The organism is Wolbachia endosymbiont (group A) of Melieria omissa (assembly GCF_964031125.1).
In the GTDB taxonomy this organism is placed as follows: domain Bacteria; phylum Pseudomonadota; class Alphaproteobacteria; order Rickettsiales; family Anaplasmataceae; genus Wolbachia; species Wolbachia pipientis.
In genome coordinates this window covers 120,273-136,452 of record NZ_OZ035007.1, presented here as the reverse complement: position 1 = coordinate 136,452, position 16,180 = coordinate 120,273, and the positions used below count along the sequence as shown (strand labels likewise).

14 protein-coding genes and 1 tRNA gene are annotated in these 16,180 nt (G+C 33.9%); 13 read left to right on the top strand and 2 right to left on the bottom strand.

All coding sequences use genetic code 11. From position 1 onward, the window contains the following. Positions 1 to 58 precede the first annotated feature (58 nt). From ACQH2Q_RS00575 to rnc, 12 genes are all read left to right on the top strand, one after another. Entirely contained in the window at positions 59 to 1,288 is a 1,230-nt protein-coding gene (locus ACQH2Q_RS00575) for a lipoprotein-releasing ABC transporter permease subunit (RefSeq protein WP_012673387.1), read from the top strand. Continuing rightward, positions 1,281 to 2,012, top strand: coding sequence for a hypothetical protein (locus ACQH2Q_RS00570; protein WP_038250643.1), 732 nt, complete (start codon positions 1,281 to 1,283; stop codon positions 2,010 to 2,012). Before ACQH2Q_RS00575 ends, ACQH2Q_RS00570 begins: the two co-directional genes overlap by 8 nt. Further along, a complete protein-coding gene (locus ACQH2Q_RS00565) occupies positions 2,009 to 3,229 on the top strand; it encodes a heme biosynthesis protein HemY (protein WP_425383495.1) in 1,221 nt (406 codons plus the stop codon). Before ACQH2Q_RS00570 ends, ACQH2Q_RS00565 begins: the two co-directional genes overlap by 4 nt. 198 nt (positions 3,230 to 3,427) lie before the next feature. Beyond that, a complete protein-coding gene (gene atpG, locus ACQH2Q_RS00560; RefSeq protein ID WP_010081973.1) occupies positions 3,428 to 4,300 on the top strand; it encodes an ATP synthase F1 subunit gamma in 873 nt (290 codons plus the stop codon). 18 nt (positions 4,301 to 4,318) lie between these two features. After that, the gene (locus ACQH2Q_RS00555) at positions 4,319 to 5,653 is read left to right on the top strand and encodes a TldD/PmbA family protein (protein WP_010081974.1); all 1,335 of its coding nucleotides are present in this window, start codon (positions 4,319 to 4,321) and stop codon (positions 5,651 to 5,653) included. Between the two features lie 174 nt (positions 5,654 to 5,827). Beyond that, positions 5,828 to 6,079: a cold-shock protein gene (locus tag ACQH2Q_RS00550; RefSeq protein WP_006279919.1), complete on the top strand. Its 252-nt coding sequence runs from the start codon at positions 5,828 to 5,830 to the stop codon at positions 6,077 to 6,079. A 35-nt stretch (positions 6,080 to 6,114) separates the two neighbouring features. Continuing rightward, positions 6,115 to 7,341, top strand: a complete 1,227-nt coding sequence (locus ACQH2Q_RS00545; RefSeq protein ID WP_338481939.1) for a DEAD/DEAH box helicase — start codon at positions 6,115 to 6,117, stop codon at positions 7,339 to 7,341. Between the two features lie 203 nt (positions 7,342 to 7,544). Then, a complete protein-coding gene (locus ACQH2Q_RS00540) occupies positions 7,545 to 9,851 on the top strand; it encodes an AAA family ATPase (protein WP_155969133.1) in 2,307 nt (768 codons plus the stop codon). Positions 9,852 to 9,915: 64 nt separating this feature from the next. Then, complete coding sequence (locus ACQH2Q_RS00535; RefSeq protein WP_038228077.1) at positions 9,916 to 10,812, top strand: class I fructose-bisphosphate aldolase; 897 nt, start codon at positions 9,916 to 9,918, stop codon at positions 10,810 to 10,812. A gap of 5 nt (positions 10,813 to 10,817) precedes the next feature. Beyond that, a tRNA-Cys gene (locus ACQH2Q_RS00530) sits at positions 10,818 to 10,889 on the top strand. Between the two features lie 130 nt (positions 10,890 to 11,019). Further along, the gene (locus ACQH2Q_RS00525) at positions 11,020 to 12,087 is read left to right on the top strand and encodes a quinone-dependent dihydroorotate dehydrogenase (RefSeq protein WP_338481942.1); all 1,068 of its coding nucleotides are present in this window, start codon (positions 11,020 to 11,022) and stop codon (positions 12,085 to 12,087) included. A 187-nt stretch (positions 12,088 to 12,274) separates the two neighbouring features. Then, positions 12,275 to 12,973, top strand: coding sequence for a ribonuclease III (gene rnc, locus ACQH2Q_RS00520; RefSeq protein ID WP_006279914.1), 699 nt, complete (start codon positions 12,275 to 12,277; stop codon positions 12,971 to 12,973). Positions 12,974 to 13,311: 338 nt separating this feature from the next. On the opposite strand, the gene ACQH2Q_RS00515 is transcribed toward rnc, so the two are convergent. Beyond that, positions 13,312 to 13,854: a hypothetical protein gene (locus tag ACQH2Q_RS00515; RefSeq protein ID WP_264339681.1), complete on the bottom strand. Its 543-nt coding sequence runs from the start codon at positions 13,852 to 13,854 to the stop codon at positions 13,312 to 13,314. Positions 13,855 to 14,076: 222 nt separating this feature from the next. On the opposite strand from ACQH2Q_RS00515, the gene ACQH2Q_RS00510 reads away from it, so the two are divergent. Continuing rightward, positions 14,077 to 15,402 carry an IS4 family transposase gene (locus tag ACQH2Q_RS00510; RefSeq protein WP_264339118.1) on the top strand — a complete coding sequence of 442 codons (1,326 nt, stop codon included), beginning with the start codon at positions 14,077 to 14,079 and terminating at the stop codon, positions 15,400 to 15,402. Here the strand turns inward: ACQH2Q_RS00510 and ACQH2Q_RS00505 are convergent. Further along, positions 15,389 to 15,934, bottom strand: a complete 546-nt coding sequence (locus ACQH2Q_RS00505; RefSeq protein ID WP_341818126.1) for a phospholipase D family protein — start codon at positions 15,932 to 15,934, stop codon at positions 15,389 to 15,391. The two genes, ACQH2Q_RS00510 and ACQH2Q_RS00505, sit on opposite strands and share 14 nt — an antisense overlap. Positions 15,935 to 16,180: the final 246 nt, after the last annotated feature.

Sequence of the window (16,180 nt, the reverse complement as noted above, 5' to 3'; positions counted from 1 at the left end):
AAGTCTACAATTATACGAAGTTTCAAAAATATAATGTTTAACCTCAAAATATTTTGTAATGTCCATTGCCTTTGAAATTACTATGGCTGCTTGCTATTTGCGAGCGAAAAATGCCAGATTTTGCTCTATAATGACTTTGTTCTCTATTATCGGCATTGCCCTTGGAGTTGCAACACTAATAGTGGTGATGTCTGTGATGAACGGATTCAGAGCAAAGTTGCTTGACTCAATACTTGGCATTGATGGCCATATTAATGTTTATTTTGATAGGAACATAAATTCAGATTACTACGCAGTTTCAAAATCTATTGAGAGAATTCCTGGTATATTAAAAGCTACTCCTATGACCAATGATCAAGTTATTATTGTAGCAAACGGTAAAATTGCAGGTAGCGTAGTGCGAGGTGTATCAACTAAAGACTTGCTTGATAGTACTGCCGTTACAAATAATGTAATTATAGGTGATGTAAAAAAATTTGATGAAGGAATAATAATAGGAGCACGCTTAGCAGAAGCTTTGAACGTTGACTATGGCGACGAAATTACGTTTATATCATCTGAAGAATTTGATGCATTACTTGGTGAAATGCCGCGAATGAAAAAATATAAAGTTATAGCAATATTTGATATGGGTATGTTTGAGTATGATAATACCTTGATATATATGCCTCTAAAATCAGCACAAGCCTTTTTTAATTATAAAAATAGCATAAAAAATATAGAAGTACTTGTAGACGACGTTACTAGAGCTGATAAGCTGGCAGATGCTATAGAAAAAGAAATAGGAATGGAAGCTGAAAGTTGGCAATCACAGCAAAGCCATTATTTTAGTGCTTTAAAAACTGAAAGAAATGTGATGTTTTTAATTCTCACTTTGATTATAGTTGTAGCAGCGTTTAATATTATCTCAAATTTAATGATGATAGTGCAAGAAAAGAAATCCGCGATTGCAATTATGCGTACATTTGGTGCAACAAGTGGAAGCATTATGCGTATATTTTGCGCTTGTGGTCTATTAATCGGTTTTACGGGAACTTGTCTTGGCTGTATTATAGGTGTCGTTTTTTCTCTCAATATCGAAAGCATTAGAGTGTTTTTAGAAAACATTACTAACGTCAAGCTGTTTGATCCTATGATATACTTTTTTTCAAGTTTGCCAGTGATATTAGTACCCCAAGACGTAGTAAATATTTCTGCACTTGCGTTACTCTTATCATTTTTAGCGACAATTGCTCCTGCGTTGCAGGCAGCTGCACAAGATCCTGCGGAGATACTACGTTATGAATGATACTCAGCAAAAGTACATAGGTTGGTTCTTAATTGTATTGTTATTTACCGGTTACATCACAATAAATAACATAATCTTTTTAAAAATAAATCAGCAAGAGAGTGAAAACAATGTGAAAGCTTTAACGGAAAACATGGATGAATTTAGAATGTTGCTTGAAGTTAATCAATCTAGAATAGAAAAAAAGATATTTGACCTCAAGAGAAGTCAGCATACTCAATGTGAGCAAGGTGATAATAACTCAAGATGTAAGAACCTTGCAAAATTGCTATTACTTGTGGTTAAAATGAAGAATTCGTTATTGCGAGAAGCAAAATTTGATAACCATATAAATTCAATAAAGCCTTTGATATCAGAGCTTGACGATCCAGAGATAGAAAATGCAGTAGATGAATTAGAAAATTTGAAAGAGATAAATACCTTACACGAATTGAAGTTATCTTTTGAAAAAACTATTGATACTATCGATTACAACAAAAGTACATTGTCTAAAAAAATCATTTCAAACTGGATAAAGGTAGACGACCGAAATGATCCATTAAGAGTAAAATTCGCAGAAATTGAGGAGTCAATAAATGATAATGATTGGCAAAATATAACTGTTACAGTAAGCAATTTAACGCATTCAGAATTCAAGCCATGGCTGAATAAATTGAATGGTTTTATTGTAGCTTCTAAGAATATTTCAACAATATATCATCACTTATTACAATATATCTCATGATTTATTTTATAATTTTCGCTTTTTCGTTTTTATTTGGTATATGGGTCAAGGTAAGTGGTGAAGTAATAAAATTGGAATTAGGCAATTACACTATAAGTATTGATCTATATTTCATTATTTTTACTTGTGTAGTTTTATTATTTTTATTAATTACACTTGTACGCTTTTTTTCCTCCATTTCATCAACATTTGCCAACATAAGAAATAGAAGAAGGGATAGGGAAGAATTGCTTCTCTTTGAAGCTTTCTTTAGCATAGACTTAGACAATATAGAGAATGCCCAAAAGCTAGTTAAAAGTCTGAGTGAGGAGAGCGATAGGTTGTCTTTAATAAAGCTCTTTAACTCAGGTAAGACGGGAAATTACAGCTTTTTCAGTAACGGTTTAACAAATATTGCAAATAAAAATCGTAACTTAGCTCTACTTCTAGCCAATAAGCTGATTGTCCACCTCAAACAAGAAAAAGTAGTCTTTCAAAAATTTATAGAATATTGCTCTAGTTCAATTAACGATAAAATGCTATCTATTCCCTTTCAAATAGAGCATTGCATATTGAAAGAAGATTGGATTAATGCAATTTTGAGGTTGAAGGAAGCAGTTAAGTCCAATATTTTTCTCCCCTTTGATCATAAAGAAATGTTTGCAGTGTTTTATTGCGCTTTAGCAAAGCAATATGAAAGTAAAGGAAATTTTAAGGAGGCTATAAAGTCTTTATTTGGAGCACAACGTTATAGTGCAATTTTTCAGCCCATCAATTATTTAAAGGCAGAATTATATATTAAACTTGGAAAAATCAGAAAAGCTTCTGCAGTGCTAGAGGCAGAGTATACAGTAAATCCTACTCCTCAGTCAGCTAAAATGTACATCAATTTAAATAGTAAAGGTGCTGAAAGACTATACAACTTACGCCCTGATTATTATTTTAGTTACTGTTTACTTGCTTTGTCCTCAATGAGTTCAGGTAAATATGATCTTGCAAGTCAATATTTAGACACTGCTATGAAAAAAGCTAATTACATGTCAATCTACTTTATTGTAATACAACTCAAGGTTACATTGCAAGAACACGACAAGGTAATTTATTGGCTAAACAAGATGGGCTCAGAAGCTTTGCCTGATCCAAGCTGGAAATGTAAAAATTGTAACAGGGAACTAGAACAATGGGATCATAAGTGTTCAAGTTGTAATAGTTTTAATTGTGTTTATTATATATTATAAAATTCCGCAAAGTGTAGAAATTACCATTAGACTACTTTCACATTGATATTGCTGAAGTTAGAGCACTTTCTTAATATAATCCTTATCTCCAAACAATAAACCTGCAAGTTTCTTAGCTAGACTTGGTTTTAATGTCAAAAAAACTTGCTTTTAGACACTAACAGTTATATATTTTAATAAATCAGGGTTGTATACAAAATGAAGAGCTTAAAGGAATTATCCTTAAGAATTAAGAATATTAGGTCTGTACAGAAAACCACGAAAATAATGCAAATGGTTTCTGCAGCAAAGTTGTTACAAAGCCAAAAGAAGTTATTAAATTCAAAATTATATGTATCTAAGCTGCATAACATTATTTTTTCATTAATGCTATCAGTTGATCAAGAATTACTGGCAAAAATTCTAAATGTCAGTAACGACGGTTCTTACCTAGTATTCATTATTGCGTCTGATCGTGGCTTGTGCGGCAACTTTAACTCTTCTATTGTCAAATTTAGTCAAGAGCGTGTAAATAAGTCAATCGCAAATGGCAAAAAAGTAGATATTGTATTTCTTGGTAAAAAAGCTTTTGATGTAGGTAAAAATAGATTTGACTCTAAAAGTATCTTAAAAATTGAAAATAGTAAGGGAATCACGTTAAAGCACGTAGAAGCTTTGGTTGATGGTATAGATTTAAGTAAATACGATAAAGTTAAAGTTTTTTATAGTAAATTCTATAATACCTTCACGCAAAAACCAATGTTGGAAACAATAAAACCATGGAGTAAAGACTCATCCTTGATTGATAGCTCTCTGGCTGGTCCAACAACAGATTACGGCTATGAGTATGAACCACAAAATATTGAATTTATTTTAAAATCTTTAGTTCAAGATTACGTTGTAATTGCTCTTTACTCTGCTTTACTTGAAAGTGCAACGAGTGAGAATAGTGCTAGAATGGTTGCTATGGAATCAGCAAACAGAAACACTAAAGAGATACTGAACAAATTAGCATTGCTTTATAATCGTTCTCGTCAAGCAGCGATTACGACTGATTTAATTGAAGTTATAGGTGGTGCAGAATCTTTATAGAAATCTAAGGAATAGAAAATGAATATATTAAATATTGCAGCAGATATTACTAAACTAATAAAAAAGCAAAATCAAGATGCGGAAGTTACAATATATGAAACTAATAAGACTTCAGTTTCTCAGCGTCTATCAAAAATTGAGCAAATATCACAATCTAAAAATTGCACTGTAGGAATCAGAGCTATAGCAGGTAAAAACAAAGCTGCGTATATTTCTACAAACGATTTGAATAATCTGAGTGATACAGTAAGCCAAGTGGTAGAAATGGCAAAGAATGCGCCAGAAGATCCTTGCATTAATTTTGCTGTAAATGGTAGTAATTATATCTCTTCTGCAGATTTAAGTATCTCAGATAATAATGTTGTAACCGTTGATAACCTAAAAGAAATTGCTGAAGCTGCAGAAAATTCAGCCCTTGCACATAAGAGTATCACTAATTCTGAAGGAGCCTCTTCTTCATACGCTTTAGTGAATACAGTATTATCGACTGTTTCTGGTTTTATTGGCTCGTTTAGTAAATCAACCTTTGCTAATCAGGTCTCTGTTGTTGCTGGAAGAGAAAGTGAAATGAAGGTTGGTTACGATTATGATATAGCATGTAATTTTAGTGATTTAAAGTTGCCAGAGTTAATGGGAAAAGAAGCAGCAAAAAGAGCAGTTGATCAATTGAATTCACGTACAATGAAAACTGGTAAATTTCCAGTTATTTTTGAAAAAAGAGCAGCAAAAGGGCTAGTAAAAAGTTTTGCTTCTGCTATAAATGGGAGCAGTATTATAAGCAACAGTTCTTTCTTGAGGGGTAGTTTAAACGCTCAGATTTTCAACGATAGAATTAATATTATCGATGATCCATTGTTGCCAAGAGGCATAGCATCGAGACCATTTGATGGAGAAGGGATAACTAGCAAGAAAAATATATTTGTAAAAAACGGAATATTACAAAATTGGATTTTAGACTTATACTCGGCTAGAAAATTAGACTCAGAAACAACCGGAAGTGCAACTCGTGCAAGTAATGCTGCAGTTATTCCTGCAGCTAGTAACCTCTACATTGAGAATGGTGATGTATCGTTTGAAGAATTAATTCAGGAAGTGAAAGAGGGAATATATGTAACTGATTTATTTGGTTTTGGTGTCAATTTAATCAATGGCGATTACAGCCAAGGCGCTTCCGGATTTTTTATAGAAAATGGAAAAATAACGTATCCAATACATGAGATTACCATTGCTAGCAATTTGAAGGATATGTTTAGCAATTTAGTCGTTGCAGATGATCTAACTTTTTGTGGGCAATTTAATTCACCAACGATTAAAGTTAGCGAAATGACGGTTGCAGGTTCGCTTAACGATTAAAAAATTTATTTGCATCAAGTACAACAATTGTGTATTATTGTCATGTAATGTTAAGAATGGACTATGGAGTATAAAGGTTTAGTTTCAATAGCTAAGCTTAAAGCATTCTCAATCGTAATTTCAAAGTTTTTCATCACATTAGTAATGTTAGTTAATAATTTAGGAGTTGTTTAAATGGAATTTGGTAATGTAAAATGGTTTAATGCCGAAAAAGGCTATGGTTTCATCAAGCCAGAAGGTAAAGGGGGTGACGTTTTTGTACATATTAGCACATTGGAACGTTCGGGAATAAGACCTGAGGCACTTAAAGGAGAGAATAAAGAGAAGGGAATAAAAGGAGAAAGGGTGAGTTATGAGGTTAAAGAGGAGCGCGGTAGAAACGGAGAAGATAAAAAATCTGCAATAAATTTAAGATTGGAAGATTAATCTATTATGAAGTCTTTTAACAGGATTAACGTATTGTGAATAATTTTCATGAGATGGGTCTCCCAGCTTCGCTTAGACAAGCTCTAGATAAAAATAATCTTTTCGTCCCAACTCCGATTCAAATACAAGCGATTCCCTTAGCGCTACAAGGTAAAGATATTCTCGGATCTGCTCAAACGGGGACTGGAAAAACTTTAGCATTTGCTATTCCGTTGGTTGCTAAGTTGCTGAATGAGCCTAACACTGGTTCAGCTTTAGTCATCGTGCCAACCAGAGAGCTTGCGCATCAGGTAACAAATGAGATAAGAAAACTCTTATCTCAAAATTCTGCACTAAGGGTCGCTTTGTTGATTGGTGGTGAGCCTATTTTTAGGCAGCTAAATCAGCTTCAGAAAAAACCACAAATTGTAATAGGTACTCCTGGTCGTATTATAGACCATATTGAGCGTAAAACTTTGATTACTCGCAATGTTAGCGTTCTTGTGCTTGATGAAACGGATCGTATGTTTGATATGGGCTTTGGAGTTCAGATTGAAGAAATTATGAAGCATTTGCCTAAAATAAGGCAAACTCTTATGTTTTCTGCAACTCTTCCTGGAGATATAGTAAAACTTGCTGAGAAGTACCTTAATCGACCAGAACGTATTTCTGTTGATTGTGAGGTTACAACTTCTGTAAAAATTAAGCAAGAAATTGTTTATGCATCAGAATCAGAAAAATATGAAAAGCTTGTTACACAACTATGTCAGCGCGAAGGATCAATCATTATCTTTGTCAAAACAAAGCGAGGAGCGGATCAGCTAGCTAACAGATTGCACAAAGATGACTATAGCGCTTTAGCAATTCATGGTGATTTAAGGCAGCACAAGCGCGAAAGGGTCATTAATTCTTTTCGTCATGGCCGTAATCAAATCATGGTTGCAACAGATGTTGCTTCTCGCGGCCTTGATATTCCCCACATTCAACATGTTATCAATTATGATGCACCACAATCGCAAGCTGACTATATTCATCGTATAGGTAGAACTGCACGCGCTGGAGCTGAAGGGTATGCGCTATCTTTTGTTACACCTCAAGATAAGAGAAGACTGCCTGCACTGGCAGACAAAGAAGGAGAGCTAAATTTTGATTGTAGTGTGCAATTTAAAAAACGTAACAGCAAAAAGGTCTTTAAAAGGCCAAGTACGTTAAAGACTAAATACGGTAGAAAAAAGATCAATGCATTTAAGAAGAAAAGCAGAGTACTAGAAAAAGCGTATTAAATAGGATTTACCTACAATTTGATAAGCGTAAAACTCGTCATTCCGCTACTCATTAGCGGAATCTATGCTGAGATATTGCGGTGCTATGACGTAGATCCAGAGTGGGATTCAAATTGGCTACAGCGAACTGCTGGATTTCAATTTTTTTAATAATTGTGTGCTATTCATTATATATGAGTTCCCACTTTTAAAGAGAATAGGAGATGATTTCCAAAAACTTAGAGGCAAGTTTGAATAGAGCACTATTCATTGCTTCTAATTTTAATCTTAAATATGCGAAAGTAGAACATTTATTGCTGGCGTTAACTAAAGACGTGGATGTAAATTACGTTTTATCAAGATGTAATATCAGAGCCGATGAAATCATCAGTATGGATAACATTCTATCAAGATGCAATATTAAGGCTAATGATTATAATAATAATATAAAAGGGTTTTTACAAAGCAGTTCTGAATTGATTATCAGTGGAGTTAAACCTAGCTCAATGTTTCAATGCATAATACACAGAGCAATAATACGGGCTCATAGCTTGGGGAAAAAAGAAATAAATGGAGCAAGTGTTCTAGTAGAAATTTTGTCTGGGCAAGATTTATACGTTGAAGATCTATTGCAGAAACAAAGTGCGAAAGATTCCAATTTGATTTACCACATATCTAACATGAAATACTCTAACGATATAGATGAATACACCACTAATCATAAAGTAAAACTTGATAAAAATAATGATGCTCCTACTACAGTAAATAAAGGTGAGCTACTAAAAGATGAGGAAATTCTACAAAGTTATTGTAAAAATTTAAATGACTATGCAAGAAGCAAAAAAATAGATTATGTTATTGGTCGTGATTATGAATTAAATCGCACTATAGAAATATTATTGAGGCGTAGAAAAAACAACCCTTTATATGTTGGAGATCCAGGTGTTGGCAAAACCACAATAGTTGAGGGTTTGGTACTCAAAATCATTGAAAACAGTGTTCCAAGTGCGCTCAGGTCCAGTATAATTTATGCTTTGGATTTAGGGTCACTCCTTGCAGGGACACGCTATAGAGGTGATTTTGAAGAGAGAATAAAATCTATAATAAAAGCGATTGAGGCAAAACCAGGTGCTATCCTTTTTATTGACGAAATACACACTATCATTGGAGCAGGTTCTACAAGTGGTAGCTTTCTTGATGCAGGTAACCTACTCAAACCTGCGCTTGCAAGAGGTACACTGCGTTGTATAGGTGCAACTACATATAGAGAATACAGCAATAGTTTTGAAAAAGATAAAGCATTAGCGAGGAGGTTTCAAAAAATTAATGTTAAGGAATCTTCTGTTAACGAAACGATAAAGATACTAGATGGTATAAAGCACTACTATGAAGGGTATCATGGAGTATATTATACAAAGAATGCCATTAGGTCTGCGGCTGAACTTTCGCATAAGTATATTACTGGGCGAATATTACCTGATAAAGCGGTTGATGTTATTGATGAGGCAGGGGCATATTGTAAATTGCTAAGAAACAGGGGTAAAATTGTAAATAGTAGAGATATTAAGAATACCATTACTAGAATTACAAATGTGCCTTGCGGATCTGAATCTGATGATTTGCAGAAAGTAAAGTCTTTAAAAGCTAATCTAGAGAAGGTGATTTTTGGCCAAGAGCAGGCAATAGAATCTCTTGTTAATTCTATTAAAATTGCTAAATCTGGGTTGAGAAATTACAATAAGCCTTTAGCAAATTATCTTTTTGCAGGGCCAACCGGTGTTGGTAAAACCGAGCTAGCAAAACAATTAGCAGAAAGCATGGGCATGAATCTTATACGCTTTGATATGTCCGAATATATTGAGTCTCATACGATATCAAGGATGATTGGTTCTCCTCCTGGATATGTAGGTTATGATCAGGGTGGATTACTCACAGAGTCTGTATCTAATAATCAATATAGTGTTGTGCTGCTTGATGAAATTGAAAAGGCTCATAGCGATATCTATAATATATTGCTACAAATTATGGATTATGGTTGCGTTACAGACACTTACGGACGTAAAGTTAACTTTTCCAATATAATCTTAATTATGACAACTAATGCAGGAGCAGCTGAACGCAGCAAAAGTTTTGTTGGCTTTGGGCATAAAAAATTTAACACTGGTGATAGTGAAAAAGCGATAGAACAGGTTTTTAGCCCTGAATTTCGTAATCGTCTTGATGCGATTATTTCTTTTTCTGACTTAAATGCGGATATAATTCTGCATATTGTAGATAAATTTATTCAGGAACTGAAAAAGCAGCTGACGCAAAAAGGCATAAACTGCTTGGTAGAGGATGAAGTGAAATCTTATCTTGTACAAATGGGTTATAGTAAGGAAATGGGAGCACGTCCGATAGAGAGACTTATTGAAAAAGAGATAAAAAGTTACTTAGCGGAAGAAATACTGAATCGTAAATTAATAAAAGGAAAGAAATTAAGAATCTATATGAATAAAGTAGAAAATAAAATTGCTTTTGATATAGTTTAAAATCCTTGTATTGAACTTCATCTTTGTTACAATCTATAACTTAAATTCAATTTGAATTATAGTGATAAGTGATAAAGTAAAACAAGTCCTAAGCTACTACGAAAGTGAAAACCCTGGGGTAAAAGCAAATCTTACTCGTATTCTCATGCATGGAAAGCTTGGCGGCACTGGCAAGTTAGTGATTCTGCCAGTAGATCAAGGATTTGAGCATGGTCCAATTAAAAGTTTTGAAGTTAACCCTGATGCTTATGACCCACATTATCATTTTCAGCTTGCGGTTGATTCGGGAGTAAGTGCATATGCTGCTCCACTTGGTATGATTGAAGCTGGTGCTGCAACTTATGCTGGAATGCTCCCACTTATTTTGAAACTTAATAGTTCCAACTCTTTACATTCAAAGGATCTAACCTCTGATCAGGCAATAACCTCTTCTGTGAAAGATGCGCTGCGTTTGGGATGCTTAGCTGTCGGATTTACTATATATCCTGGTTCTGCTAAGTGTTTCGATATGATGGAGGAAGCCCGTGGAATCATAGCTGAAGCCAAATCTTATGGGCTTGCAGTAGTGCTATGGTCTTATCCACGCGGTGAAGGGATTTCCAAAGAAGGTGAAACAGCAGTTGATGTTATTGCCTATGCTGCGCACATGGCAGCTTTGCTTGGCGCTAATATAATAAAAGTAAAACTTCCAACTAAATATTTGGAAAGGGAGAAAATAGAAACAGAAAATATTGAATCATTATCTAAAAGAATTGAATATGTTAAAAGGTCTTGTTTTGCAGGGAAAAGAATAGTAGTTTTTTCTGGTGGTGAATCGAAGGAAGTAGATAACATATACAATGAAGCGAAAGAAATTAAGCAGGGTGGCGGTAATGGTTCAATCATTGGACGTAACACTTTTCAACGCAAAAGGGAGGAGGCTTTATCTATGCTAAAAGATATAATGGATATCTACACATAAAAAACGGCTGGGTGGCAGAATGGCTTATGCGGAGGACTGCAAATCCTTTTATACCGGTTCAATTCCGGTCCCGGCCTCTTTCATTCTCTATATCTTGTAAAAGTTGCTCAATTCAACAGTAGCTTTAAGTGTGTAACCTATAGAGAAAGCTTATCCATAGTAAAATCAATTTCTTTTCAAGTTATGGTTATACTCTTATAGCGTTTCATGGTAAAAAATAAACTAAAAATAAGCAAAGTGTTTTACAAACGTAATTTACTATTTTTACTACCGCCCGAAGTTGCTCACTCTTTGGCAATTATGGCATTAAAGAAAATACCTTATAAGAATCCTATAGAGCTACCAGAATCTTTGAGTGTGAATTTTTTTGGTAATAAGCTCAGAAGCCCCGTAGGTCTGGCTGCAGGTTTTGACAAGAATGCAGAAGTTATAAGGCCTATGCTCTCATTTGGTTTTGGGTTTATTGAAACTGGTACTGTAACTCGTAATCCACAATATGGAAACAAAAAGCCAAGAATTTTTCGGTTAATTAAAGATCAAGGGGTAATTAACAGATTGGGATTTAACAATAAAGGAATAGACTACTTTCTTAAACAAATAGATAAAACCAAGCTTGATGATTGCATTTTTGGCATCAACATAGGAAAAAACAGTACATCAAAGGACCAAATCAGCGATTATGTTGACTTAATAAAGATAGTATATGGAAAAAGCAATTATATAGTGCTGAACATCTCATCCCCAAACACGCCTAATTTACGCAATCTGCACAATAAGCAAGAATTATCGGAATTGTTGAAATCCGTAACTCTAACCCGGAAATCAATTGATAATTCTAAATCCATACCAATAATATTAAAAATCTCACCAGATATAGATCAGCAAACGAAAGAAAATATCGCTGAGCTTGCGTTGGAATATAAGATTGACGGATTAACAGTGAGCAACACTACGATCAGTCGGAATAACTTACATTCCCACCACAACGAGAGTGGTGGGTTGAGTGGCAAACCGCTGTTTAAACTTTCAACCGAGTTATTGAGCGATATGTACAAACTTACTAAGGGCAAAATATTGTTGGTAGGATGCGGAGGAATCTCAAGTGGTGCTGATGCATATAAAAAAATAAAGGCAGGAGCTTCTTTGGTGCAGTTGTACACTGCTCTCATATACCACGGACCTCAAGTTGTAAACAAAATTAATCTAGAACTTGCAGAACTAATAAGGAGAGATGGATTTAGTAACATTAGTGAGGTGGTGGGTTGTATACATTAAACATCTTCTCTGTCACCTAAGTAGCCGACACTGGAATAACATCGATGAATCATTATTCAAATAATGGTTATGCAAGAAGTCTATTAAACTGTATATTTTGGAAGTTGTTGGTATTATTTTAATAAAACAAAACTAATTCTTTGGTATAAAGGTGTGGTAGGAAGTGTTATTCTTTTAAATAATGGGTATGAAGAGTTTGAATGATGCAATATCTAAGATCATTGATTATAAATTTACAAATTATGCAATATTAGAAGAGGCACTAACTCACCCAAGCGTAAATAAAAGGAATAGCAAAAACCAGATTGTAAGCTACGAAAGACTAGAGTTTTTGGGCGATAGTGTTTTGAATATGGTTGTATCTGCCACACTGTTTAAACTATTTCCTGAAGAAAAAGAAGGAGCATTGGCAAAAAGAAAGACGGATTTAGTTTGTGGCAACACCATTGCTAATGTTGCTAAAGAAATAAAATTAGGCAGCTTTATCATCATGAATAATAGTGAACGCTGCAATGGAGGGAGATGTAACTTAAAAAATTTAGAAAACTCGCTTGAAGCACTAATAGGTGCAATTTATATTGATGGCGGGCTTGAAAATGTTGAAAAATTTATTATCCAATATTGGGAAAAGCTAGCTAAAGGCATGCTTGACCCCCCTCAAGATCCTAAAACCTCACTGCAAGAGTGGACTCAGAAAAACAAATTGCCTTTACCAGAGTATGAGCTTGTAAAACAAACTGGACCAGCGCACAATCCTGAATTTACTATATCAGTTTGCATAGAAGATTATGGTAAAGTTTCTGCATGCGCTTCTAGTAAAAAGATTGCTGAACAAAAAGCTGCTGAGTTGATGCTAGAAAAAATTGGAAAAGACGCTTCAGTTTAGGCAAAATAGGCATTAATGTAAATTTTAAGGAAGCTAATAGCGTTTAGGGTAAATGGTCAATTTAAGGAGAAGCATAGTATTATTCATAAAAAAGTTGATCTACCAAAAATCAAGCCTTATGTAGTGGAATATCAATGGCTGTTGTCGGAGATGCGGAAAAAAAGAAGTAGCAAGTTACCAAAAGGTGTTATGCCAGATACATTTGGTCCAAGAGTTGTTTTGTGAAGTTGACAGAGTCAAGGAGAATGAAAGTTTTAAAAAATAGCATATTTTTTAATTATAAAAATTTGATATTAACTGTTGTTGGTTGATTGAGTAAAAACCAGTGAATGGTCACGTTAAAACATATTTTTAAATTTCTGCCAAAATCCTGGTTTATTATCATTAACCTTTGTAAATGTTATATTTAAACTGTATTTCGGATCATTTGGCACGTCGTATTTTATGCTAAATGTTGAAACTTTATCGTTATTGTAAATATGTACATCATCATATGATAGCTTTGTTGTGTAACACTTTACATACTTTTGCTTATCATGCACTAAATCACCTGACTCCCTTTCTAGTTCCACAAATTTCGTTTTTTTCTGACATTCCTTCATTTTTATTAAATCCTTATCTAGTGATATTGAAACTGGCAACGTATTTCCAGCATATTCTTTAGCTAAAAGTTCACTTTGAGGATACATTTTTATTTCCCTGCCAAAATGTGAGTCTATGAAATTATTACTCCAAAATTTATCGCCAGAATGCACGTACTCATCAGTAGCATACGGCACCCCACCATGATTGCATTGAACTTTGTAATCTCCAACACCGTTGTTTTGAAAAAAATCATGAATAGCAGTGTAGCTACCGGCAGCATCATTTATATAATCCATTACTTTATTCCTTAAATTTTTAGTTCATTATATCATAATCATTATGCCAATCAATCAAAAAAGCTCTCCCTTGCTGTTTTTAAAACTGATTTTGAGCAAGCGCTCTCGATTAGTTGGGAGCGTATTTGTAAGCATACGCGTCAAGTTAAGGAAATAAAGGTATGAAAGAGATAGAATAATAAGGTATAAGTTCTCCCAGATATACTTTTAGTGAGAGAACCAATGAATAAAATAACTTGCTTATCAAAAAAGCTCAAAGAATTTTTTAATGAAAAAGCAGAGAAAATCTCAATTACAACAAGGTTTATAAAAAGAAAGAGAAAGCTAAAAGGTTCATCATTCGTAAAAGCCATGGTCTTGGGTAATATAGGAGTTGATAATTGTAGCGTAGAAACAATGTGTCAATTACTAAACGAGGACTCGATAGATATAACAAAACAAGGTTTGGATTTTAGATTTACTGAAGAAGCAGTGGAATTTATGAAAAGGATGTATAATGAATCTGTGATTCTCTTTAAAAATATCTTGCAAGTTGATTGCAAAATCTTACAGCAATTTAATAGTGTTAAATTATTGGACAGTAGCTATATTACTCTACCTAACAGTATGGAAGAGATGTATAAAGGTTATGGTACTAGCTACAGTGGCTATGAAAGCAATACTAAGTCTGGAATAAAGTTACAATTAGTTTTCGACTACATGAATCAGATAATAGACCAACTTAATTTAACGGAGGGGGTAAGATCAGACCAGGGATATAGGAAACATTTAAGTAATATATTAAGCAATGATTTGCTAATATCTGATCTCGGTTATTTTGTGCCAAGTTCTTTTAAACAAATCAATGAAATAGGAGCTTATTTCATAAGTCGTTATAAATCCGATACCAACATATATGATGTAGAAACAAATCAAAAAATGGAGTTATTAGAATGTTTAGAGGATAAGTTATTTTTAGAAAACGAGGTATTGTTAGGAAAAGAAGCAAAAATTAGAGTAAGAATTATATGTCAGAAACTAACTGAAGAACAGTCTATGGCCAGAAGAAGGAAAGCTAATAGATTAGCAAGATCGCAGGGATATACATCCTCTAAAAGAAATCAAAAATTGTTGAACTGGTCAATATTTATAACTAATGTTCCAGAAAATAAAATTAGTGCTGAGCAAGTATTAACGATTTACAGAGTAAGGTGGCAAATTGAGTTATTATTTAAATTGTATAAAAGCCATATCAGGCTTGATAAGCTAAAAGGAAAGCCATGCAGAGTATTATGTGAACTATATGCTAAATTGTGCGCAATTCTTATATTTCACGGCATAGTTGGTTGCACAGAAGTGAAAAAGAATACAGAACTTAGCTTAACAAAGGCATTTATTGAGCTAAAAAGGCGGGTTAGAGAGTTATTTTTAGTATTAACCAAAATTAATAGTTTAAAAGCATTTCTTAAAAAACTCACTATAACTTGGTCGCGATTTTCATTAAAAGACAAACGTAGAAGGGCTAGAGTATCCACTTTAACCTCTCTAAATTTGCTCACAATCTCTTAACTTGACGCGTATGGTATTTGTAAGATTGTGACATTCGTGCCTCCCAGTTTTTCACATACTGCTGAATCAATTCAGGATAATCTGTAATAATTAATAAATTTTCAGCATTTCCTTTTTTAGCTGTCTTACTAAGGTTAAATGACCCTGTGATGACTTTTTGATTGTCAACAATCATTATCTTATTATGAGCAATCTTTGGCTTATCATCGATCCAAATTGGTACTCCACCTGAAAATAATTCATTTATAACACTATATTTTGAGTAGAGTTGCGATTTATCTAAGATGACTTTAACATCAACACCGCGTTCTTTAGCATTAATCAAAGATTTTGCAACTGTTCCAAGAGTAAATGTATATTCTTGAACTAAGATAGATTTTTTAGACTGATCTATTACGTTGATTATCGGTACAGCACAATCTTCTCCAGGTGAAAAGCAAACCGTAGCTTTTGGGCAGGGCGAAAATATAAAACCCGCATAGTAATACAGAGAAAAACACATTAACAAGAATAAAAAGTGAAAAAGCCTCACAACAACCCACCCCCGGATATACGGCGATAGGCTACATTATAATTTAATCACCTGTCAATAGACTTCTTGCATAGTTTTTGGCAACAACCGTTAGAAACGAAAAAACTTACTTGACAAACTCCGCCAGCCCCCTTATCATGAAACTGAAGGTATTCAGTTATCTTCATCTGTGCAGATTAAACAGCAAGAAAACAACGTAGTTGGCGTCTTATTTTTAATTTTTTGCACTATGTGCACCTTATGTCT

What these genes read in the sequence shown, in the direction of transcription:
- ACQH2Q_RS00575 (WP_012673387.1), top strand. Translation starts at nt 59, where the DNA reads ATGTCCATTGCCTTTGAAATTACTATGGCTGCTTGCTATTTGCGAGCG.
- ACQH2Q_RS00540 (WP_155969133.1), top strand. Translation starts at nt 7,545, where the DNA reads ATGATTTCCAAAAACTTAGAGGCAAGTTTGAATAGAGCACTATTCATT.
- rnc (WP_006279914.1), top strand. Translation starts at nt 12,275, where the DNA reads ATGAAGAGTTTGAATGATGCAATATCTAAGATCATTGATTATAAATTT.
- atpG (WP_010081973.1), top strand. Translation starts at nt 3,428, where the DNA reads ATGAAGAGCTTAAAGGAATTATCCTTAAGAATTAAGAATATTAGGTCT.
- ACQH2Q_RS00570 (WP_038250643.1), top strand. Translation starts at nt 1,281, where the DNA reads ATGAATGATACTCAGCAAAAGTACATAGGTTGGTTCTTAATTGTATTG.
- ACQH2Q_RS00515 (WP_264339681.1), bottom strand. Translation starts at nt 13,854, where the DNA reads ATGGATTATATAAATGATGCTGCCGGTAGCTACACTGCTATTCATGAT.
- ACQH2Q_RS00565 (WP_425383495.1), top strand. Translation starts at nt 2,009, where the DNA reads ATGATTTATTTTATAATTTTCGCTTTTTCGTTTTTATTTGGTATATGG.
- ACQH2Q_RS00525 (WP_338481942.1), top strand. Translation starts at nt 11,020, where the DNA reads ATGGTAAAAAATAAACTAAAAATAAGCAAAGTGTTTTACAAACGTAAT.
- ACQH2Q_RS00555 (WP_010081974.1), top strand. Translation starts at nt 4,319, where the DNA reads ATGAATATATTAAATATTGCAGCAGATATTACTAAACTAATAAAAAAG.
- ACQH2Q_RS00550 (WP_006279919.1), top strand. Translation starts at nt 5,828, where the DNA reads ATGGAATTTGGTAATGTAAAATGGTTTAATGCCGAAAAAGGCTATGGT.
- ACQH2Q_RS00510 (WP_264339118.1), top strand. Translation starts at nt 14,077, where the DNA reads ATGAATAAAATAACTTGCTTATCAAAAAAGCTCAAAGAATTTTTTAAT.